Annotated in this window: 18 protein-coding genes and 1 rRNA gene; 8 read left to right on the plus strand and 11 right to left on the minus strand. The window is 66.8% G+C overall.

Annotated features, from left to right (window positions below; translation table 11 throughout):
• Positions 1-24: 24 nt before the first annotated feature.
• From L880_RS0117475 to L880_RS0117505, 7 genes are all read right to left on the minus strand, one after another.
• Complete coding sequence (locus tag L880_RS0117475; protein WP_027476774.1) at positions 25-1,326, minus strand: DUF3422 family protein; 1,302 nt, start codon at positions 1,324-1,326, stop codon at positions 25-27.
• 166 nt (positions 1,327-1,492) lie between these two features.
• Positions 1,493-3,004: a tripartite tricarboxylate transporter permease gene (locus L880_RS0117480; RefSeq protein WP_027476775.1), complete on the minus strand. Its 1,512-nt coding sequence runs from the start codon at positions 3,002-3,004 to the stop codon at positions 1,493-1,495.
• A 19-nt stretch (positions 3,005-3,023) separates the two neighbouring features.
• Positions 3,024-3,512, minus strand: a complete 489-nt coding sequence (locus L880_RS0117485; protein WP_027476776.1) for a tripartite tricarboxylate transporter TctB family protein — start codon at positions 3,510-3,512, stop codon at positions 3,024-3,026.
• 264 nt (positions 3,513-3,776) lie between these two features.
• Entirely contained in the window at positions 3,777-5,600 is a 1,824-nt protein-coding gene (gene tfpB / locus L880_RS0117490) for a type IV pilus assembly ATPase TfpB (RefSeq protein ID WP_027476777.1), read from the minus strand.
• A 162-nt stretch (positions 5,601-5,762) separates the two neighbouring features.
• Positions 5,763-6,542 carry a class I SAM-dependent methyltransferase gene (locus L880_RS0117495; protein WP_027476778.1) on the minus strand — a complete coding sequence of 260 codons (780 nt, stop codon included), beginning with the start codon at positions 6,540-6,542 and terminating at the stop codon, positions 5,763-5,765.
• Between the two features lie 74 nt (positions 6,543-6,616).
• Positions 6,617-7,114, minus strand: coding sequence for a DNA-deoxyinosine glycosylase (locus L880_RS0117500; RefSeq protein WP_027476779.1), 498 nt, complete (start codon positions 7,112-7,114; stop codon positions 6,617-6,619).
• Positions 7,111-7,962, minus strand: coding sequence for a TatD family hydrolase (locus L880_RS0117505; RefSeq protein WP_027476780.1), 852 nt, complete (start codon positions 7,960-7,962; stop codon positions 7,111-7,113). Before L880_RS0117505 ends, L880_RS0117500 begins: the two co-directional genes overlap by 4 nt.
• Before the next feature lie 127 nt (positions 7,963-8,089).
• Here L880_RS0117505 and L880_RS0117510 point away from each other — a divergent pair, with 127 nt between their 5' ends.
• From L880_RS0117510 to L880_RS32700, 6 genes are all read left to right on the plus strand, one after another.
• A complete protein-coding gene (locus L880_RS0117510; RefSeq protein WP_027476781.1) occupies positions 8,090-9,100 on the plus strand; it encodes a S1C family serine protease in 1,011 nt (336 codons plus the stop codon).
• 29 nt (positions 9,101-9,129) lie between these two features.
• Positions 9,130-10,158, plus strand: coding sequence for an AAA family ATPase (locus tag L880_RS0117515; protein WP_027476782.1), 1,029 nt, complete (start codon positions 9,130-9,132; stop codon positions 10,156-10,158).
• On the plus strand, positions 10,130-11,125 hold the full coding sequence (locus tag L880_RS32695) for a DUF58 domain-containing protein (protein ID WP_051443390.1): 996 nt from the start codon (positions 10,130-10,132) through the stop codon (positions 11,123-11,125). The genes L880_RS0117515 and L880_RS32695 overlap by 29 nt, the downstream gene beginning before the upstream one ends.
• Positions 11,122-12,174 (plus strand): VWA domain-containing protein, encoded by a 1,053-nt coding sequence (locus L880_RS0117525; RefSeq protein ID WP_027476783.1) that lies wholly within the window; start codon positions 11,122-11,124, stop codon positions 12,172-12,174. Before L880_RS32695 ends, L880_RS0117525 begins: the two co-directional genes overlap by 4 nt.
• Before the next feature lie 127 nt (positions 12,175-12,301).
• Positions 12,302-13,261 (plus strand): chemotaxis protein, encoded by a 960-nt coding sequence (locus L880_RS0117530; RefSeq protein ID WP_043329802.1) that lies wholly within the window; start codon positions 12,302-12,304, stop codon positions 13,259-13,261.
• Between the two features lie 220 nt (positions 13,262-13,481).
• Positions 13,482-14,024 (plus strand): hypothetical protein, encoded by a 543-nt coding sequence (locus tag L880_RS32700; RefSeq protein ID WP_245615207.1) that lies wholly within the window; start codon positions 13,482-13,484, stop codon positions 14,022-14,024.
• A 494-nt stretch (positions 14,025-14,518) separates the two neighbouring features.
• On the opposite strand, the gene L880_RS0117540 is transcribed toward L880_RS32700, so the two are convergent.
• Genes L880_RS0117540 through L880_RS0117550 form a run of 3 tightly spaced genes read right to left on the minus strand, consistent with a single transcriptional unit; the run spans position 14,519 to position 16,858 of the window.
• Entirely contained in the window at positions 14,519-14,887 is a 369-nt protein-coding gene (locus L880_RS0117540) for a hypothetical protein (protein WP_027476785.1), read from the minus strand.
• Positions 14,884-15,609, minus strand: a complete 726-nt coding sequence (gene lolD / locus L880_RS0117545; protein WP_051443392.1) for a lipoprotein-releasing ABC transporter ATP-binding protein LolD — start codon at positions 15,607-15,609, stop codon at positions 14,884-14,886. Before lolD ends, L880_RS0117540 begins: the two co-directional genes overlap by 4 nt.
• Positions 15,602-16,858: a lipoprotein-releasing ABC transporter permease subunit gene (locus tag L880_RS0117550; protein ID WP_027476787.1), complete on the minus strand. Its 1,257-nt coding sequence runs from the start codon at positions 16,856-16,858 to the stop codon at positions 15,602-15,604. Before L880_RS0117550 ends, lolD begins: the two co-directional genes overlap by 8 nt.
• 36 nt (positions 16,859-16,894) lie before the next feature.
• Between L880_RS0117550 and L880_RS0117555 the strand changes: the two genes are divergently transcribed.
• Together L880_RS0117555 and recJ are read left to right on the plus strand one after the other, a co-directional pair.
• A complete protein-coding gene (locus L880_RS0117555; RefSeq protein ID WP_043329804.1) occupies positions 16,895-17,881 on the plus strand; it encodes a hypothetical protein in 987 nt (328 codons plus the stop codon).
• Positions 17,878-19,587: a single-stranded-DNA-specific exonuclease RecJ gene (gene recJ, locus L880_RS0117560; protein ID WP_027476789.1), complete on the plus strand. Its 1,710-nt coding sequence runs from the start codon at positions 17,878-17,880 to the stop codon at positions 19,585-19,587. The genes L880_RS0117555 and recJ overlap by 4 nt, the downstream gene beginning before the upstream one ends.
• Positions 19,588-19,960: 373 nt before the next feature.
• Here recJ and rrf read toward each other — a convergent pair.
• Positions 19,961-20,073, minus strand: a 5S ribosomal RNA gene (rrf, locus tag L880_RS0117565).
• Between the last annotated feature and the right edge of the window lie 170 nt (positions 20,074-20,243).

Raw genomic sequence — 20,243 nt, forward strand, 5'->3', positions numbered from 1 at the left:
GAGCGCTGCAAGAGGCGGGCCGACTCAGTGGCCGTCGCTGCCCACGATGCGGTGGTGCAGGCGCCGCAGCGACCACCATACTGCCAGCAACACCACCGGAATGGCCAGCGCGGTGGTCGACTCCACACTCCAGGGCCAGCCCACCTTGGTGGCGCCCTTGGCCACGTAGCCCAGCAGACCGACGATGTAGTAGCTGATGGCGGCCACCGACAGCCCCTCCACCGTGGACTGCAGCTTGAGCTGCAGGCCCTGGCGCTGGTTCATGGTGGTGAGCAGGTCCTGGCTGCTTTGCTGCTGCTCGATCTCGACCCGGGTGCGCAGCAGGTTGCTGATGCGCGAGACCCGCTGCGACAGCGCATCCTGGCGGCGCGCCGCCCATTCGCAGGTGCTGCGGGCGGGGGTGAGGCGGCGCTCCATGAACTCGCCAATGGTCTGCATGCCGGCCAGGCGCGATTCGGCGATGTCCTGGATGCGCTTGTCGACCAGCTCGAAATAAGCCGCACTGGCCGAGAAGCGGCTGTGGGTGAGCGCGTACTGGCTTTCCACCTGGCCGGCCAGGCGGGTCAGGCGGTCCAGCAGCTCGGGTTCGTCGCGGCGGGCCGCCACGCGGATGGATTCGGCCAGGGCGGCCAACTCGCGGTCGACCACGGCCAGCGCGGCGCCAGCCTCGCGGGCCACCGGCAGGCCCAGCAGGGCCGCCATGCGGTAGGTCTCGATCTCGAGCAGGCGCTGCACCAGGCGACCCAGGCGGCGCGGCGACAGGCTGCCGGCCAGCAGCAGCATGCGCGAGAAGCCATCGGGGTGGATGGCGAAATCGGTGTAGACCTCACCGTGCCCGTCGGCCACCTGCGAGGCCACCAGCGAATCCTCATGGAACAGGCGGCGCACACGCTCCTCGGGGTCGCCCGCCGAGGCGGGTTGCACGATCAGGTGCATGGCGCAGAAGGATCGCCCGGGCAGGCCGGCCAGCCACTCCTGCGGCGCCAGCCCGACCGCCGTGGGCGGCTCGGCGCGGTCCAGGTCGGCCACCTCCAGGCTGCGGCTGAAGCTCCAGCTGACGAACTCGGTGTGCAGCTCCCAGCGCAGGCGCCAGGGGCCCAGGTCGGTGCGCAGGTGGGTGGTGCTGGCGTCGGGCAGGGCCTGGTGGTGGTTGCGCAGCAGGGCCGCCAGGTGCTCACGGCTGGCCTCGCGCTCGCGGGCATCGCAGGCCATGACCAGGTGCGAGATCACCAGCGGCGCCTGCAAGGCCTCGGGCGGACGGGCGTGGATCTCGTTGTGCAGCGCCACGCGCTGGGGATGTTGCGAAATGGGAAAGGGCAGCTTCATGCGTCTCTCTGGGTAGGCCGGCCCGGCCGGGACAGCCGGCATTGTGACGCATGCCAAAGGCAGGCCTCCCCCGATCCGCTTCGCCCATGAAAAACGGCACCCGAAGGTGCCGTTTGAACTTGGGGCCAGGGAGCCGCCGTGGGCGGGCTCCCGGAGGCGGCCAGGATCAGTCTTCGACGAAGGCTTCCTCGCGCTTGTTCTTGACCGCAGGCAGCAGCACGATGATCAGCAGCAGCAGGGCCGCCGCCAGCAGACCGGCCGACAGCGGACGGGTCACGAACACGCTCCAGTCGCCACGCGACAGCAGCAGTGCACGGCGCAGGTTTTCTTCCATCATCGGGCCCAGGATGAAGCCCAGCAGCAAGGGGGCAGGTTCCACGCCCAGCTTGTTGAACAGGTAACCGATGAAGCCGAAGCCACCCACCATCCAGATGTCGAAGGTGTTGTTGTTGGTGGAGTACACGCCGATCGCGCAGAACAGCACGATGGACGGGAACAGCCAACGGTAAGGCACGGTCAGCAGCTTGATCCAGATGCCGATCAGCGGCAGGTTCAAGATGATCAGCATGGCGTTGCCGATCCACATCGAGGCGATCAGGCCCCAGAACAGCTCGGGGTTGCTGGTCATCACCTGCGGGCCCGGCTGGATGTTGTGGATGGTCATCGCACCCACCATCAGCGCCATCACCGCGTTGGGCGGGATGCCCAGCGTCAGCAGCGGGATGAAGGAGGTTTGTGCACCGGCGTTGTTGGCGGCCTCAGGGGCAGCCACACCGCGGATGTTGCCTTGGCCGAAGGGCACTTCGCCCGGCTTGAGCTTGGTCTTCTTCTCGATGGTGTAGGCCGCGAAAGCCGCCAGCAGCGCACCGCCGCCGGGCAGGATGCCCAGGGCCGAACCCAGGGCCGTACCACGCAGCACCGCCGGGATCATGTTCTTGAAGTCGGCAGCCGTGGGGAACAGGCCTTCCACCTTGGCGGTGAACACTTCACGCTCGTCGTCCGACTGGGCGAGGTTGGTGATGATTTCGCCGTAACCGAACACGCCCATGGCGATGGCCACGAAGCCGATGCCGTCGGTGAGTTCAGGGATGTCGAAGCTGAAGCGGGCCACACCCGAGTTCACGTCGGTACCGACCAGACCCATCAACAGGCCCAGCACGATCATGGCCACAGCCTTGAGCAACGAGCCCGAAGCCAGCACCACGGCACCGATCAGGCCCAGGATCATCAGCGAGAAGTATTCAGCCGGGCCGAACTTGAAGGCGACTTCGGTCAGCGGCGGCGCGAAGGCGGCCAGGATCAGGGTGCCCACGCAGCCGGCAAAGAACGAGCCCAGGCCCGCTGCCGCCAGCGCCGGCCCCGCACGGCCCTTGCGGGCCATCTGGTAGCCGTCGATCACGGTCACCACCGACGAGGATTCGCCCGGCAGGTTGACCAGAATCGCGGTGGTGGAGCCACCGTATTGAGCACCGTAGTAGATGCCGGCCAGCATGATCAGCGCGGCCACCGGGGGCAGCGCGTAGGTGGCGGGCAGCAGCATGGCGATGGTCGCCACGGGGCCGATGCCGGGCAGCACACCGATCAGGGTGCCCAGCAAACAGCCGACGAAAGCGTAGATCAGGTTCTGGCCCGTGAAGGCAACGCCAAAACCGAGCGCCAGGTTATTCAGCAAATCCATTTTTTGTACTCCTCAATGCTCAGCCGGTGATGAAGCTGGGCCACACCGGGAACTGCAGCTTGAGCAGCACCACGAAAGCCAGGTAGCTGCCGATGGCCAGGATGGTGGACAGACCGAGCACACCCTTGAGGCTGAACTCATTGCCCGCCAGGCTGGAGATGATGACCAGGGCGTAGATGCCGAGGATCATGCCCATGGGCGGCAAACCGATGCTGGGCAGACCGCCGAGCAGGATGCCGAACACGAAGTTGGCGGCCAGGATGAAGAACAGGGGCTTCCAGGCCCAGGCACCGATCTTGTCGCCGCCTTCGGTCTCGACCACCATCGCCTTGAAGGTGATGACGGAGCCGATCAGCGCCAGCAAGATGCCCAGCATGAGGGGAAAGTACCCCGGGCCCATGCGCGCACCAGATCCCACGCTGTAAGTCGTGGCACCCCATGCGAACGCGACACCGACCACCATGAACATGAGGCCGGAAAAAAAGTCTTTCTGACTTTTGATTTTCACGAAGTATCTCCTCGAAAGAATTTTTCGACTGCGCGATTGTGGTGTCTTTCATCAAGCTGTCAGATGTGGATATCACCTACCGAGTCACTGACGCAGCTCAAATCTGGAGCAACGGTGGGCCAGAAAGGCCCATATCCAAGGGAAAACCCAAATTGACTCAAGCCCAGCAACGCCACAACGCGCACAAACGAGCGCAACCCACCCTACCCAGGGGTAGCAAAGCAGCCTGTCCAGCGGCGGGCGACGGGCACCGCCGGCGCCAGATCAATCGAGAGGGGGGGTGGTGCTGAGCACTTCTTCGAGCGTGGTCAGGCCCTCGGCCACGCGCAATGCCCCGGCCAGGCGCAGGGGACGCATGCCGTCGCTGACGCCCTGGCGGCGCAAGGCATCGAGGCTGGGCTCGCGGCTGACGCGGTCCTTGAAGGCCTCGCTGATGGAGAGCAGCTCGTACAGGCCCATGCGGCCCATGAAGCCGGTCATGCGGCAGTCCACGCAGCCCACCGGCTTGTAGGGCCGGTAGCCGCCGCTGGCATTGATCTTCCAGGGCTTGACGAAGTCGGCCAGGGTGTCGGCACTGAAGGACTCGTCGGGCTCCTTGCACTGGCGGCACAGGGTGCGCACCAGGCGCTGGGCCAGCACGCCCAGCACGGTGGCATTGAGCAGGTAAGGGGGCACGCCCAGCTCCATCAGCCGGGTGATGGCCGAGGGCGCGTCATTGGTGTGCAGGGTGGAGAACACCAGGTGGCCGGTGAGGGCGGCCTGCACCGCCATGTCGGCGGTCTCCAGGTCGCGGATTTCGCCCACCATGATGATGTCCGGGTCTTGCCGCATGAGCGAGCGCAGGCCCTCGGCAAAGCTGAAATCGAGCTGGGGCTGCACCTGGGTCTGGTTGAAGGCGGGCTCGATCATTTCGATCGGGTCTTCGATGGTGCAGACGTTGACCTCGTCGGTGGCGATGCGCTTGAGCGTGGAGTACAGCGTGGTGGTCTTGCCCGAGCCGGTGGGCCCGGTGACCAGGATGATGCCGTGGGGCCGGCGGGTGAGCTGCTCCCAGCGCTGGGCATCGTGGGCCGAGAAGCCCAGGGCGTCCAGGTCTTTGACCGCCGTGTCAGGGTCGAAGATGCGCATCACCATCTTCTCGCCGAAGGCCGTGGGCAGGGTGGACAGGCGCATTTCCACCTCGTCGCCGCGCGGGTTGCGGGTCTTGATGCGGCCATCTTGCGGGCGCCGGCGCTCGACCACGTCCATGCGGCCCAGCAGCTTGACGCGGGCCACCATGGCGTTGAGCACGCCCATGGGCATCTGGTAGACCGAATGCAGCACGCCATCGATGCGGAAACGGATCACGCCCTGCTCGCGCCGAGGCTCCAGGTGGATGTCACTGGCACGCTGGTCGAAAGCGTATTGCCACAGCCAGTCGACCACCCGCACCACACCCTGGTCGTTGGCATCGAGCTGCTTGTTGCTGCGGCCCAGCTCGACCAGCTGTTCGAAGCTGGCCGCATTGTTGTTGGCGCCGGCCTTCTGGGCGGCGCGCACCGATTTGGCCAGGGCGAAGAACTCGGCGGTGAAGCGGTGGATCTCCAGCGGGTTGGCCACCACGCGCCGCACCCGGCGCCGGGACTGGCGCTCGACTTCGCTGATCCAGTCGGTCACGAAGGGCTCGGCGGTGGCCACCACCACCTCGCTGGCGGTGATCTGCACCGGCAGCACGCGGTGGCGCTCGGCATAGGCGGCGCTCATGGTCTCGGACACCTTGCCCACATCGACGCGCAGGGGGTCGATGCGCAGGTACTCGATGCCGGCGCGCCCGGCGATGTACTGGGTGAGCTCCTCCAGGTCCAGCGGGCGGCCATTGGAGGCCCTTTGCATGGCCACGCTGGCCAGGCGCACCAGGGGGTGTTGCGCACTTTCGGCCTGGGAGCAGCGCGCCACGGTGCGTTCGGCCTGCTCGGCCGAGATCACGCCGTCGGCCCGCAGCCAGTCGACCACCCGGCGCCAGTCGAGCAGACCGATGTAGGGGATGGCGAGGCTGGCCGAGGGGGTGGCGCTGGCTGCGTTGGCGGAAGGGGGCGCGGTGGCACTCATGGCGACTGGGGTCCGGTGATTCCGCCAGGCTTGGCGGCACACCCGCCAGCATACCGCGCCCATCGATCACCCGGGGCACCGATGCCGTGCCGGTTCACCAAGCTGATTCGAAGCCTTTGCAAAGCCGTTGCGGCGGCTCGCCCCCAGGCGGAGCCCAGGATCTCAGGCGCGGCGCGACACCAGCGGCTTGAACACGCGCAGCCACTTGGTGGCCGGCAGCCCCCAGCGGCTCTGGATGAGTTCGGCGCGCTCCATCAGCACCTCGCGCTTGGGGCGCGAGGGGGTGCGCTGGGCCAGCACCACGGTGTTGCCTTCGCGGGTGGGCTTGAAGGCCCAGATGGCGTCTGCACCAAAGGCCTCGGCCATCTTCTCGACGCTGCGCTCGTAGCTGGAGGAGCGGCCGAACAGGTTGACGGTCATGCAGGCGTCTTCGCTGAGCAGTTGGCGGCAATCGGCATAGAACTCGGCGCTGTCGAGCACCGGGGCAGCGGCCTCGTGGTCGTACAGGTCGACCTGCAGGGCGTCGACCACGCCGTGCCACATGGGGTTGCGGATCTCTTCAGCGGCGTCGGCAATCACCACACGCAGCTTGCTGTCGTCGGGGGGCAGCTTGAACCAGCCGCGGCAGGCATGCAGCACCTGGGGGTTGAGTTCGATGGCGGTGGTGGTGACCTTGAGCTTCTTGCGGCAGAACTTGGTCAGCGTGCCGGCGCCCAGGCCCAGTTGCATGGCATGGAAGCGGGTCAGGCGGGCCGGATCGGTGAACAGCAGCCAGGCCATCATGCGCTGCACGTACTCCAGCTCGATGTCGTAGGGGGCGTCCATCAGCATGGTGCCCTGGATCCATTCGGTGCCCAGGTGCAGGCTGCGCACGCCGTCCCAGTCCGAGAAATTGACTTCGGGCAGTTCGACGGGGGTGGGGGTGGATTTGCTGCGGGCCATGGCGGTGCGGGTGAAAAACGGTGCAGCACTGTAGCAGGCCGGCCCGGCGCATGAAGCTCAGGCCGCTCGCCCGCTCAGAGCAGCCCAGCCGCTTCGAAGGCCTCGCGCCAGGCGGCCAGCTTGTGCGCCAGGGTCTGGGAGGCATTGGCCGGGCTGGTGGAGGGCAGGCGCCACACCGGCAGGCCCAGGGCCTGGGTGTGCCGCGCATGGCGAAAGCTCTCGCCCCCATTGTGGGCAATGGCGCACAGGCTGGGGCAACGCTGGCGCAGGCCGGCCAGGTCATTGACCTGGGGGTTGCGGATGGCGCTGTCCAGGCTGCCCTGACGCTCGCACGAGGCGTACACATCCCACAAGCCCAGGCCACGCTGCTGCAGTTGCTGCAGGCGTTCGGGGTAGCTCAGCGCCACCAGATCGCATTGCCACAGGGTGGACAGGATCTTCCAGAACTGGTTTTGCGGGTGGCCGTAATACTGCTGCTGGGCCAGCGAACGGGCGCCCGGAAAGCTGCCCAGCACCAGCAGCCGGGTGCCCGCCCCCAGCACCGGGGGCAGGCCTGTGAGGCGCTCGCTCATGGTGCCGACCCGGCCAGCAAGGGCCCAAGCCGGGGCAAGGCCGCGCAGGCATTGCGCGTGGTGGCCTCGGCCAGTTCGGCCAACGGCAGGCCGCGCAGGCCCGCCAGCACCTCGGCGATGCGGGGCAGTTCGGCGGGCGTGTTGCGCCCCTGGGGCAGGCCCGCGGCGCGCTCGGCCGCGGTGCGGTACAGCCAATGCGGCGGAATGTCGGGCGCGTCGGTCTCCAGCACCAGCGCCTCCAGCGGCAGCTCGGCGGCCAGACGCCGTAGCTGCAGGGCCCGGTCGTAGGTGAGCGCCCCGCCGAAGCCCAGCTTGAAGCCCAGGTGCACAAAGGCCTCGGCCTGCTGGAAGCTGCCGTTGAAGGCATGGGCGATGCCCCGCCAGGCGCCGGCTCCGCCTCCACCGATCGAGCGCAAGGCGGCCAGCAAGAGGTCGGCAGATCGCCGCACATGCAGGATCACCGGCAGATCGAACTGGCGCGCCAGGCGCAGCTGGGCCCGGTAGAAATGCTGCTGGCGCACCATGTCCAGCCCCGGCACAAAGCCATCCAGCCCGATCTCGCCCACCGCCACCAGGCGTGGGTCGGCCTGCGCGGCCTGCAGGGCCTGGGCCAGTTGGTCCAGATCGGTGTCGGCCGCCTGGGGGGTGTACAAGGGGTGGATGCCCAGCGCGTAGCTGTCGCCATGCCGGTGGGCCAGGCGGCGCACGGCCTCGAAATGGGCCACCGCGACCGCGGGCAGCACGCAGTGCCCCACCCCGGCGGCACGGGCCTGCTGGCGCACCAGGTCAACGTCGGCAGCCAGCTCGGGGGCATCCAGGTGGCAATGGGTGTCTAGCCAGAACAACATGGGCCCGATGATGCCTGAAGCGCCATGGCCTGTCCGCCTGCGCACGCCGTGCAGCCACCGGCAAAGCATGCTAAGGTTTTGCCCAGGCGCCGACGCCGTGCCGACGCCCCAGGACACAGGTGACCCCATGCGCAGGCCCGCCTTGTACATCCCACCCCGGCCCGTGGCCGCTGCAGCGGAGCAGTCGCCCCCGCCTGCCCACGCAGACGCGTCTTTGCAGCGGCCCGCACCGCCGACAACCGAGCCCCCTGCGCGCCCCCTTGAACACCAGGTTGAACGCCCGCTTGAAGCCCCCCCAGCCCCAGCGCCCCGGTCGCAACCCCCACGCTGGCGCCGCCATGCGCGGGCCTGGATCGGCGCCACCGCCCTGCTGCTGGCCGGCCTGCTGCTGGGGTGGCAGTTGGCAACCCGGCCCCAAGCCCTGACGCAGCAGGACATCGATGCCGCGGTACGGCACAGCCTGGAGACCCAAGCCCTGCGCTCGCCGGTGGCGCAGGCCGTGGATCGGGTGGCGCCCTCGGTGGTGCGGGTCATGGGTTTTGGTCATGAGCGGGGCCGCCGGCCCGCACACCAGGGCAGCACACGGGGCGGCGAGGACCATGAGACCAGCGTGGGCACCGGCGTGGTGCTGGTGGACAGCGGCCTGATCCTCACCAACCTGCATGTGGTGAAGGGGGCCGAGCGCATCGGCCTGGTGTTCAGCGACGGCCTGAGCGCCAGTGCCACCCTGGTGGCAAGCCGACCCGAGCAGGACCTGGCCGTGCTGCAGGCCAGTCGCATCCCCGACGATCTGGTGGCCGCCACACTGGCCAGCAGCACCAGCCTGCGCCTGGGCGACACGGTGGGCGTGATCGGCTTTCCCTACGGCATCGGGCCCTCGGTGTCGGCCGGGGTGGTGTCGGGGCTGGACCGCGAGTTCGAGTCCCCCCAGGGGCGCCACACCCTGAACCACATGATCCAGTTCGATGCGGCGGCCAACCCGGGCAACTCCGGTGGCCCCCTGTTCACGGCCCAGGGCGAGGTGGTGGGCATCGTGACCGCCATCCTCAACCCCGGCACGGCCAAGACCTTCATCGGCATCGGCTTTGCCGTGCCGATCGAGAGCGCCGCCACTGCCGCCGGCATGCCCCCTTTCTGAACCCATCCGCCAGGCCAAGGACCCCACCCATGAATGCCCCGCCCCCACCCGAGATGGCTCCCGGGACCGACCCCGCAAGCTTGATGGAACAGATCCTGTACGAGGTCAAGCGGGTGGTGGTCGGGCAGGACCGGTTTCTGGAGCGCGTGATGGTGGCTCTGCTGGCCCAGGGCCATCTGCTGGTGGAGGGCGTGCCCGGCCTGGCCAAGACCCTCACGGTGAAGACCCTGGCGCAGACGCTGCAAGGCCAGTTCAAACGCATCCAGTTCACACCCGACCTGATGCCGGCCGACCTGGTGGGCACCCGGCTGTTCAACCCGCGCAACGGGGAGTTCAGCACCGCCCTGGGCCCGGTGTTCACCCATCTCTTGCTGGCCGACGAGATCAACCGGGCGCCCGCCAAGGTGCAAAGCGCCCTGCTGGAGGTGATGCAGGAGCGCCAGGTCACCCTGGCCGGCGAGACCCACCGGGTGCCCAGCCCGTTTCTGGTGATGGCGACCCAGAATCCGATCGAGACCGAGGGCACCTACCCCCTGCCCGAGGCCCAGTTGGACCGCTTCATGATGAAGGTGCACATCGGCTACCCGAGCGACGAGGAAGAGCTGGCCATCGTGCAGCGGGCCATGGCCCCGCCGGTGGCCGTGCAGCCGGTGGCCCACATGGAAGCCCTGGTGGCACTGCAGGCGGCCTGCCGGCAGGTGTACCTGGACCCGGCCTTGCTGCAGTACGCGGTGCGGCTGGTGTCGGCCACCCGGCAGCCGGCCCGGCACGGCCTGCCCGAGCTGCAGGCCTGGCTGAGCGCCGGGGCCAGCCCCCGGGCCACGATCGCGCTGGCCGAAGGGGCGCGAGCCCTGGCTCTGATGCGCGGGCGGCGCTACGCCCTGCCCGAAGACCTGACGGACCTGGTGCCCGAGGTGCTGCGCCACCGTCTGACCCTGTCGTATGAAGCCCTGGCCGAAGGGCACAGCCCCGACAGCCTGATCCAACGTCTGATGGGCCGTGTGAGCCCGCCACCCCGAGTGCTGCAACATGACGCCCCGGCCGTCAGCTCGCTCTGAGCCCTCCGACCCGGCCAGCCCGGGGCCTGCCCAGCTGAACCTGGACTGGCCTGCACTGAAGCGCCTGCACGGTTGGCGGCCCGGGCCTTACCTGAGCCTGCTGCGCGGCAGCGGCCTGGACTTGGCGGACCTGCGCGAATACCAGCCCCATGACGAGGTGCGGCACATCGACTGGAACGCGACGGCCCGCCTGCAGACCCCCCATGTGCGGCTGTTCCATGAAGAGCGCGACATGAGCGCCTGGTTTGTGCTGGACCAGAGCGGCTCGATGCAGTTCGGCTCAGGCCAGCTCAGCAAGGCTGCCCTGGCGCACAGCCTGATCTGGGGCCTGGCCACCCCCTGGCTGCGCCAAGGCCACCGGGTGGGGGCCCTGACCTTCCATGAACACAGCCCGCAGGGCCTGCGCCAAAGCCCGCGCGCCCTGGGCGGGCGGCAGGGCGCGGCACAGCTGCGCCTTGCCCTGAGCCGGGTGCCGGGCAGCCTGCACGCCAGTTCACCCCCTGAAAAAGCCACCCGCAACCAGACCCTGGCTCGGGCACTGCACCGGGCCGGCGCGACGCTGCACCGGCGCTCCACCGTGCTGGTGCTGAGCGATTTCCAGGAGCAGACCGACTGGGAGCCCGCTCTGGGCCGCCTGGCCCAGCGGCACGATGTGGTGGCCATGCAATTGCTGGACCCCCTGGAACAGGCCCTGCCGGACCTGGGCCTGCTGCATCTGCGGGATGCCGAAAGCGGCACCACCTTGTGGGTGGACAGCCGCGACCGCGCCCTGCGCGCGCGCTTTGCCCAGGCCGCCGCCGAACGCGATGCCCGCCTGCGCGAGGCCTTTGGCCGCGCCGGCGTGGATGCGCTGGCGCTGAGCACGGCGGCGGATTGGGTGGGCGAATTGCGGCGCTTCGTGCGGCTGCGCAGCGGCCTGCCCGCCCAGCCCCCCCTTCCCCCTCTGCCACAGGAGGCTGCCGCATGAGCTTTCTGTGGCCTCAGATGTTGTGGCTGCTGGCCCTGTGCCCGCTGGCCGTGGCCGCTTACGTGTGGCTGCAGCGCCGCCGCACCGCCACCCTCCGTTACCCGGGGCTGGCGCTGTTGCAACAGGCCATGGGGCCGGGTCGGCGCTGGCGCCGCCACCTGCCGCCCACCCTGCTGCTGCTGGCCTGGGCCGTGCTGTTGCTGGCTGCCGCGCGGCCCGTGGCCCGGATCAGCCTGCCCAGCGAACAACAGACCTTGCTGCTGGTGATGGACGTGTCGGGCAGCATGCGCGCCACCGACGTCAAACCCAACCGGCTGGTGGCGGCCCAGGAGGCGGCCAAGGCCTTCATCCACAGCCTGCCCCGGCAGGTGCGCGTGGGCATCGTGGCCTTTGCCGGCAGCGCCCAGCTGGCCCAGGCGCCCACCCGCAACCACGAGGACCTGTTCCAGGCCATCGAGGGCTTTCAGCTGCAGCGGGGCACCGCCACCGGCAATGGACTGGTGGTGGCGCTGGCCACACTGTTCCCGCAGGCGGGCATTGACCTGGCGCGCTGGGGCGCAGACGGCCCCGGTGGGGCCGGTGCCGTGACCGCGGCCCCGCTGGGCAGCCGAGGGGCCGCCAGCCCGCCGCCGTGGCAACCCGTGCCTGCGGGCTCCTACACCTCGGCCGCGATCATCATGTTGACGGACGGCCAGAGGACCACCGGGGTGGACCCTCTGGAGGCCGCCCGGCTGGCGGCAGAGCGTGGGGTGCGCGTGTACACCGTGGGGGTGGGCACGGTGGACGGCGAGACGGTGGGTTTCGAAGGCTGGTCGATGCGGGTGCGGCTGGACGAGGAGACGCTGAAGGCGGTGGCGGCACGCACCCAGGGGGAGTACTTTCATGCGGCCTCGGCCGAGGCCTTGCACCAGGTCTATGAAAACCTGAGTTCACGGCTGACACTGGAGACACACGAGACCGAGATCAGCGCCTTGTTGGCCTTGGCGGCGGCGGCGCTGGTCCTGCTGGCTACGGGTTTGTCCTTAGTCTGGTTCGGCCGCGTGGCTTGAAACCCACTGTTGCCACCTGAGCCAGCGCAAGCCGGGCCGCGAAACCCAGACAAGCCACCACTCTGGCTCCCAGCGGCGCAAAGTTGGGGCTAGACTGTGTTTTTCTTTGTCACAAGTGGAAATCGCCATGACCTCAGAAGCCCAACGAGAGATCGACGAGCGCACCAATCTGACCAGCAGCAACAAGTTTGAGCTGCTGCTGTTCCGCCTGGGCAAGGATGCTCATGGGGACAAGTCTGAGCTGTTCGGCATCAATGTGTTCAAGGTGCGCGAGATCGTGGAGATGCCCAAGATCACCGCCATCATCGGTGCCGCCAAGGGTGTGCTGGGGGTGGTGAACCTGCGCGGTCAGGTGATCCAGGTGATCGATCTGCCCTTCATCGTGGGGTGCCAGCCGGTGACCGGCCTGAACATCATGTTGGTGGCCGAGTTTGCGCGCCACACCATCGCCTTTGCGGTGGAAGCGGTGGAAGAGATCGTGCGCCTGGACTGGACCCAGGTGCTGGCGGCCGAGGGCAATGCCGCCTCGGGCATGGTGACCAGCATTGCCCGCCTGGACGGCGATGTGGACAACACCCGCCTGGTGCAGGTGCTGGACGTGGAAGCCATCCAGCGCCGCGTCAGCCCCACGCCCGACCAGGAAGTGAACCCCGGCACCATCGGCCCCTCGCTGAACCTGCGCCCTGGCAGCGTGGTGCTGGCCGCCGACGACTCGCCCATGGCCCGCACGCTGATGGAGAAGAGTCTGGAAGCCATGGGGGCCCCTTTTGTGATGACGCGCAGCGGCAAGGAAGCCTGGGAGACGCTGCAAAGCATCGAAGCCGATGCACGCAAGGAAGGCCTGACCATCCGAGACAAGGTGGCCCTGGTGCTGACCGACCTGGAAATGCCGGAGATGGACGGCTTCACCCTCACGCGCAACATCAAGCAGGACGTTCGCTTCAGCGGCCTGCCGGTGGTGATCCATTCCTCGCTGTCCGGTACGACCAACGAGGATCACGTGAAGAGCGTGGGCGCCGACGCCTATGTGGCCAAATTTGCCCCGGCCGAACTGGCCCAGGTGCTGCGCTCGGTGATGAGCCGCTGAGGTCTGCGAGGGGGCCACTGATCTGCCCCCGGGCGCGAGACTGTTTGATTTTTGTGCATCCAGCCCCGTCGCCCTGGGGTTGATGTCTACCTTGTCGCGGCTGCCACACCGGCCGCCCCGCTCCTGATGATCCTGGGGCGGGCTCTCACCGACACAGAGGACTTGGCCCATGCCACCCCAAAAAAAAGCACACTCCTGGCCCCTGTGGGGCCTTTTCGTCTTGAGCAGCGCCCTCTTGAGCGCCTGTGATGGCGTGGGCTCCGACGCCCCGATTGGCGGCACGCTGAGCGGGCTGGCCAGTGGCCAGCAGATCGTGCTGCAAAACAATGCCAGTGACGATTTGACGCTGACGCGCAATGGCGACTTTCGGTTTGACACCCGCCTGAAGGCTGGTGACCGCTACAGCGTGAGTGTGCTCACCCAGCCTGCGGGCGTGACCTGCAGCGTGAGCAATGGCAGCGGCAAGGTGAACAGCCGAGGTGATGGCGTGTTTGGCGTCAAGGTGGCCTGCGATACCGGGCCCTCGCTGGGCGGCAACCTGTCTGGGCTGCAAGCGGGTACCAGCGTGACGCTGGCGAGCAATGGCATGTCGCTGGTACTGACGCAGAACGGCTTCTTCCAGTTCAAGAATTCACTGCCCGCCGGCACGCCCTACCAGGTGACGGTGGTGCAGCAGCCTCTGCAAGGCCAATGCAGCGTGAGCAATGGCAGCGGCAGCATTGTGGCCGGCAAGCTCTCGCTGGTGAATGTGAACTGTCAATGAACGGATAAGCGACAGGGGTCAAGCCTCTGGCTCAGCAGCCGATAAGCATAAGAGGTGCTCAGTTTGGATGCCGGCTCAAAGCCGCAAACTGCGGGGCAATCACCCCTCTTTTCCGGAGATCGCCCGGATGTGAAGAGCAGACCATGGAGGCACGTGTTCCTGCGTCATGACCGCGCTCACCCGGGGGTGACGGGTGAGGCAGGCCCCACGTTTTACGCCATGAACATCTTGAGACTCCGCATCCGGCCTGACGCACCCATCAACCTGCACGCCCCGCTGATACGGCAGGCACCCTCCGTGGTCACGGTGAGCCTCCGCGCTCAAGGTGCGGCCCACAGGGCCCAGGCGCAAGAAGCACCCGAACCGGCCCAGACGGCCCCGTCGGTGACCGCCCATGGTGGGCCAGACGCCTTGTCCGCCGCAGCCTGAGATGCCGCATGGGCCATGCGCCCAGGTCCATGCCCCCCGCGACCTGCACCAGGCCGCAGTGCGTTTCACAAATTGAATTGCTGGCGCAGGGCCGCTGCGAAGCTCGCACTGCCACTCAGTGAGAGTGTGATGGTGCGACGCACCCGTTCGTCAGCAGATGAATCGTCCGAAACCAGCAGCCCGGGCGCATGAAGGTCGACCGCCAGACTGCTTGCAGGCTGGGTCTCGCACCAGGCCTGCAGATCCACATCCCACTCGCCACCCTCATCCATGGGCCTTTCAGGGCCGAAGTGTTGTCTTGCCCAAGTCAGAACCGCGGCGACCTCGGCAAGCACCAGGGGCTGTTGCTCGGGCCAGACCGAGGCCATGGCATCGAAGGTGACGGCTTCATCGGTGTCTTCGCTGCAGTCGAAGTCCAGCCAATCCAGCGTCATGCAGGCCCCCCCGTGGCCTGGCCCGTGCGTTCCTCGGCCAGGCGACCCCGGACCAGGCGCATCTGGCGCGCGCAACGGGCCGCCAGCGTTTCATCGTGGGTGACCATGACAAAGGCGGTGCCCTGATCACGGGCCAGTTGCAGCATCAGCTGAAAGACCTGCTCCGCGGTCCCCCGGTCGAGGTTGCCCGTGGGCTCATCGGCCAGCACACAGGCGGGTTGGGCCACCAGGGCCCGGGCGATGGCCACGCGTTGGCGCTCGCCACCGGAGAGTTCTGCCGGCCGGTGGTGCAAGCGATCGGCCAGGCCCACGGCCTCGAGCATGCGGCGCGCCGCCTCGGAAGAAACCGCCGCGGCCTCGCGACGGATGCGCAGGGGCATGGCCACGTTGTCCAGGGCGCTGAATTCAGGCAGCAGGTGGTGGAACTGGTAGACGAAGCCCAGGTGCTGGTTGCGCAAGCGCCCCTGGGTGGCGGGGTCGAGTTGCGACAAGGGTTGGCCCATGAGGCTGACATCGCCGGCGCTGGGGGCATCGAGCCCGCCCAGCAGGTGCAGCAGCGTGCTCTTGCCCGAACCGGACGCCCCCACGATGGCCACCGTGTCGCCGGCCTGGATGCTGAGGTCCACCCCTTGCAGCACGTGGACATCGAGCCGGCCTTCGGTGAAGCGCTTGCTCAGGCCCCGGGCCTGCAGCACGGGGTTGGAGGGGGTCGGATCACTCATAGCGCAGGGCCTCGGCAGGGTTGACTCGGCTGGCTCGCCAGCTGGGGTAGAGGGTGGCCACGAAAGCCAGCAACAGCGAGATCAGGGTGATGGGCAGGATGTCGCCCTGCTGCGGATCACTGGGCATGCGGCTGATGAGGTAGATATCCTTGGGCAGAAAGCTGGCATGAAAGGCCTGCTCGATGGCGGGCACGATCACATCGATGTTGCAGGCAATGGCCAGGCCCAGCACCAGACCCGCCAAGGTACCGATCACGCCCACCATGGCGCCCTGCACCACAAAGATGCCCATGATGCTGGCCGGGCTGGCCCCCAGGGTGCGCAGGATGGCGATGTCGGCACGCTTGTCGGTGACGGTCATGACCAGGGTGCTGACCAGGTTGAAGGCGGCCACGGCCACGATCAAGGTCAGGATGATGAACATCATGCGTTTCTCAAGCTGTACCGCGGCAAACCAGCTTTTGTTCTGGCGTGTCCAGTCGCTGATCAACAGATCGCCGCTCAGGCTGCCAGCCAGTTGCTGGGCCACTTCGCGGGCCTGATGCAGATCGCGGATGCGCAACCGGATACCGGTCGGCCCCTCCAGGCGGAAGATGCGCTGGGCATCTTCCATGTGCAGCATGGCCAGGGTGGAGTCGTACTCATAGTGGCCGGAGTCGAAGGTGCCCACCACGGTCATCTGCTTGAGGCGAGGCACAACACCTGCGGGTGTGACCTGGCCGGATGGCGCGATCAAGGTCACCGGGTCGCCGGTGCGAACACCCAGGCTGCGGGCCAGATCGGCGCCCAGCACAATACCGAACTGCCCAGGCACCAGCCGTTGCAGAACCTCCTGCTTGAGGGCGGAGTCCAGGTCGGCCACCTCGGGTTCGCGTTGCGGGTCGATGCCGCGCACGATGGCCCCCTTCATGGTCTCGCCGCGAGCCAGCAAGGCCTGCACCGCGATGAAAGGGGCGGCGCCCAGCACCTCGGGGTGGCGCCTGGCCTCTTGCAAGGTCCGGGAGGGGTCAGGCAGCGCATCGCCTTGGGGTGTGAAGATCTCGATGTGAGCCACCACGCTGAGCATGCGGTCGCGGACTTCCTTCTGAAAGCCGTTCATGACCGACAGGACAATGATCAGGGCCGCCACGCCCAGCGCAATGCCCAGCATGGAGACCCCGGAGATGAAGGAGATGAAGCCGTTGCGCCGGGTGGCGCGGCCGGCGCGGGTGTATCGCCAGCCCAAGGCCAATTCGTAAGGGATTTGCATGGAGCCGAGATTGTGGCATCCCGGACAATACACCCCATGTCAGAACCGAATATCGCCAGCCAAACGCTGCGGCTCATCGTGCCGTACGCCCATTGCTCCGCAGAGGGGAGTCATCAGGCGCTTGCCCAGTTGGCGCTTCCCAACCTGCTTCAGTTGAGCCGCCTGCTCAGCCCTGCAGCCCGGCGCCCCCTGGACGAAGACAGCCCCGCGCTGCCCCATGAATGTGCCCTGGCCCAGGCCCTGGGCTTGCCCGAAGGGGAATCGTTGGATGCAACCCCGACACCTTGGGCTGCTTGGGACGCCTTGCAATGCCTGGGCGCAGGCACACGGGAACACGCCTGGGCCTGGATCAGCCCCTGCCACTGGCAGGTGGGCAGTAGCCACATCGCCATGAGCGACCCGCGGGCATTGGGCTTGGACGAGGCCGAATCACGGGCACTGCTCGACATCCTGGCGCCGTTCTTCAAGGACGACGGCATCGAACTGCACTACCGCAGCCCGGACCGTTGGCTGGCAAGTGGTGAAGTCTTTCGCCCATTGCGCGCGGCCAGCCTGGACCGGGTGATCGGGCGCTCGATTGACACCTGGATGCCCCAGGGCCCGTCCGCCAATCAGCTCAGGCGTCTGCAGACCGAAACCCAGATGCTCTTGTACACCCATGCTTTCAGCGAGGCTCGCCAAGGCCGCGGCGCACAAGCCATCAACTCTTTCTGGATCAGTGGCTGTGGCGCCCTTCCGCAGGGATGGCAGGCCCCCCAGGTGCTGCCACAAGTGGTGGATGAATTGCGCCAACCCGCCTTGGTGGGCGATTGGGGTGCCTGGGCTGCGACATGGGAGCGATTGGACGCGGGGCCTGTGGCCGAATGGCTCAGGGCCGCACGACAAGGCATGGGCGTCGAGCTGACGCTGTGCGGTGAACTGGCCCTGCAGAGTTGGCACGGCCCGAGAAATGGTTGGCTGTCCAAGCTGGCGGGACAGTGGCAGGGCTCAAACACATTCAGGCAAGCCCTGGCATCACTATGAAAATCCTTCAACGAGACATTCCTCCGCGCGCCTGTTGGGCGCTGGAGCAGGCCGGCATCCACCCTCTTCTGGCCCGGCTCTATGCTGCGCGCGGTGTGCAGAGCAAGGAGGAACTGGACGACGGGCTGGCCCACCTGCTGCCACCCCATACCCTCAAAGGCGCTCAGGAAGCGGCGCAACTGCTGGCTGACGCCATCGCAGCCAATCTGAGCCTGTGCATCGTGGCGGACTACGACTGCGATGGCGCCACAGCCTGCGCGGTGGCCCTGCGCGGGCTGCGTGCCTTGGGCGCAACGCGGGTGGACTACCTGGTACCGGATCGTGTCATTGACGGCTATGGCCTCACCGCGCCCATTGCCGAGCGCGTGAAAGCCATGGGCGCCGACGTGTTGATCACGGTGGACAACGGTATTGCCAGCATGGAAGGTGTGGCGCGCGCCAGAGAACTGAGCTTGCAGGTCTTGATCACCGATCACCACCTGCCTGCCGCCGACACACCGAATGCGCAGGTCATCGTCAACCCGAATCAGCTGGGATGTGATTTCGCCAGCAAATCGATGGCGGGGGTCGGCGTGATGTTTTATGTCTTGCTGGCCCTGCGCGCCGAACTCCGACGCCGTGGGGCCTATGCCGATCGCCCCCAGCCCAAGCTGGATGACCTGCTGCCCCTGGTGGCGCTGGGTACGGTGGCCGACGTGGTGAAACTGGATGAAAACAACCGGCGGCTGGTGGCGCAGGGGCTCAAACGGATCCGAGCTGGCGCCATGCCCGCCGGCGTCGAGGCATTGTTCAGAGCCGCCGTGCGGGATGCACGAAAGGCCACGACCTTTGACTTTGGCTTTGCGCTGGGGCCCCGCATCAATGCAGCGGGCAGGCTGTCTGACATGACGGTCGGTATCGAATGCCTGGTAACCGATGACCCGGGGCGGGCCGATGAACTGGCCAAACTGCTTGACAGCATCAATCGCGAGAGACGCGACATCGAGGGTGGCATGCGCGAACAGGCCTTCGCCATCGCCGAAACCCTGTTTGAAGAAGGGCAGGCTGCGCCGTCTGCCATCAGCGTGTTCGATCCTGATTTCCACGAAGGCGTGGTCGGCATCGTGGCCTCTCGCATCAAGGACAAGCTTCACCGCCCCACTTTCGTGTTTGCGGCCAGCGCCGCGCCAGGCCGGGAAGATGAACTGAAGGGATCCGGGCGCTCCATCCCCGGCTTCCATCTGCGCGATGCGCTCGATTTGGTGGCCAAGCGGCATCCAGGCGTGCTGTTGAAATTTGGCGGACATGCCATGGCTGCGGGTTGTTCAATCCCGCGCGCCCACTTTGAAACCTTTTCTCAAGCATTGGCCCAGGTGGCAGACGAGTGGCTGGATGCGGCCACCTTGACCCGGCGGCTGGACACCGATGGCCCCCTGGCTCCCGAGTACCGTCGCACTGATGTGGTGGATACCCTCCATCGCGAAGTGTGGGGGCAAGGCTTTGCCCCTCCCACCTTCAGCGAAGAACTGGAGATCGTCTCGCAAAGGCTGGTGGGTGAAAAGCACCTGGCGCTGAAATTGAAACACCAGGGCGATGCCGTCGATGGCATCTGGTTTGGGCACACCGAGCCATTGCCCAAGCGGGTGAAGCTCGCGTTCCGACTGGATGCAGACGAATGGCAAGGGGTGCGCAGGGTGCGCTTTCTGGTTGAAGGTGCTGAGTTGTGAGCTGGCCGAGCCCTTGCGCTAGTCCCAATCTTGGAGAGCCTGTTCTGGTCATGCGCACCCTGCCCCAAGACCCATCGTGTCTTGCAGCCTCGATGGGGGATTTGAAACGGACTCACGCACATCCCAATGGGCAATGGAACGAATACGTGCGACGAGTCCAAGCTGCTTTGGCTCATTTGACCCGCAAGGGTGCCTGCTGGGCCGAGGCTACGTGGAGCTGACGGGGTACGCTCAGGCGCTGAGGCTGTGAGGAGGCGCGTGGGGAGGTGTGCAGAGGAATTGAATTCTGAGGATGAGGAATTCAATGGGTTTTCGATTCCGCAAAGACAAAACCCCCGCCAGTTGCCTGGAGGGGGTTTTGAGGGCTGTAAGAGCCTGACGATGACCTACTTTCACACGGGAACCCGCACTATCATCGGCGCGGAGTTGTTTCACTGTCCTGTTCGGGATGGGAAGGAGTGGGACCAACTCGCTATGGTCATCAGGCATAACTTGGTGCTGGGCTGTTGGAGATCAACAGCCTGGCGAATTCATAGAGTTTGGAATCAGTAGCTTTACGCTCAATTTTTTGTATTGCGTCTTGGCATAACCAGACTTTGAATTGGATTCAAAGTTATAGGGTCAAGCCGCACGAGCAATTAGTATCAGTTAGCTTA

Origin of the sequence: Curvibacter gracilis ATCC BAA-807 (assembly GCF_000518645.1) — a bacterium.
GTDB lineage: Bacteria > Pseudomonadota > Gammaproteobacteria > Burkholderiales > Burkholderiaceae_C > Curvibacter > Curvibacter gracilis.

Excerpts from the sequence above, each read along its gene's own strand:
- L880_RS0117540 (WP_027476785.1), bottom strand. The coding sequence starts at position 14,887 with ATGACGCTGGATTGGCTGGACTTCGACTGCAGCGAAGACACCGATGAA.
- tfpB (WP_027476777.1), bottom strand. The coding sequence starts at position 5,600 with ATGAGTGCCACCGCGCCCCCTTCCGCCAACGCAGCCAGCGCCACCCCC.
- L880_RS0117510 (WP_027476781.1), top strand. The coding sequence starts at position 8,090 with ATGCGCAGGCCCGCCTTGTACATCCCACCCCGGCCCGTGGCCGCTGCA.
- L880_RS0117475 (WP_027476774.1), bottom strand. The coding sequence starts at position 1,326 with ATGAAGCTGCCCTTTCCCATTTCGCAACATCCCCAGCGCGTGGCGCTG.
- L880_RS0117525 (WP_027476783.1), top strand. The coding sequence starts at position 11,122 with ATGAGCTTTCTGTGGCCTCAGATGTTGTGGCTGCTGGCCCTGTGCCCG.
- lolD (WP_051443392.1), bottom strand. The coding sequence starts at position 15,609 with ATGAGTGATCCGACCCCCTCCAACCCCGTGCTGCAGGCCCGGGGCCTG.
- L880_RS32695 (WP_051443390.1), top strand. The coding sequence starts at position 10,130 with ATGACGCCCCGGCCGTCAGCTCGCTCTGAGCCCTCCGACCCGGCCAGC.
- L880_RS0117550 (WP_027476787.1), bottom strand. The coding sequence starts at position 16,858 with ATGCAAATCCCTTACGAATTGGCCTTGGGCTGGCGATACACCCGCGCC.
- L880_RS0117530 (WP_043329802.1), top strand. The coding sequence starts at position 12,302 with ATGACCTCAGAAGCCCAACGAGAGATCGACGAGCGCACCAATCTGACC.
- L880_RS0117480 (WP_027476775.1), bottom strand. The coding sequence starts at position 3,004 with ATGGATTTGCTGAATAACCTGGCGCTCGGTTTTGGCGTTGCCTTCACG.
- L880_RS0117555 (WP_043329804.1), top strand. The coding sequence starts at position 16,895 with ATGTCAGAACCGAATATCGCCAGCCAAACGCTGCGGCTCATCGTGCCG.
- L880_RS0117505 (WP_027476780.1), bottom strand. The coding sequence starts at position 7,962 with ATGTTGTTCTGGCTAGACACCCATTGCCACCTGGATGCCCCCGAGCTG.
- recJ (WP_027476789.1), top strand. The coding sequence starts at position 17,878 with ATGAAAATCCTTCAACGAGACATTCCTCCGCGCGCCTGTTGGGCGCTG.
- L880_RS0117495 (WP_027476778.1), bottom strand. The coding sequence starts at position 6,542 with ATGGCCCGCAGCAAATCCACCCCCACCCCCGTCGAACTGCCCGAAGTC.
- L880_RS0117500 (WP_027476779.1), bottom strand. The coding sequence starts at position 7,114 with ATGAGCGAGCGCCTCACAGGCCTGCCCCCGGTGCTGGGGGCGGGCACC.
- L880_RS0117515 (WP_027476782.1), top strand. The coding sequence starts at position 9,130 with ATGAATGCCCCGCCCCCACCCGAGATGGCTCCCGGGACCGACCCCGCA.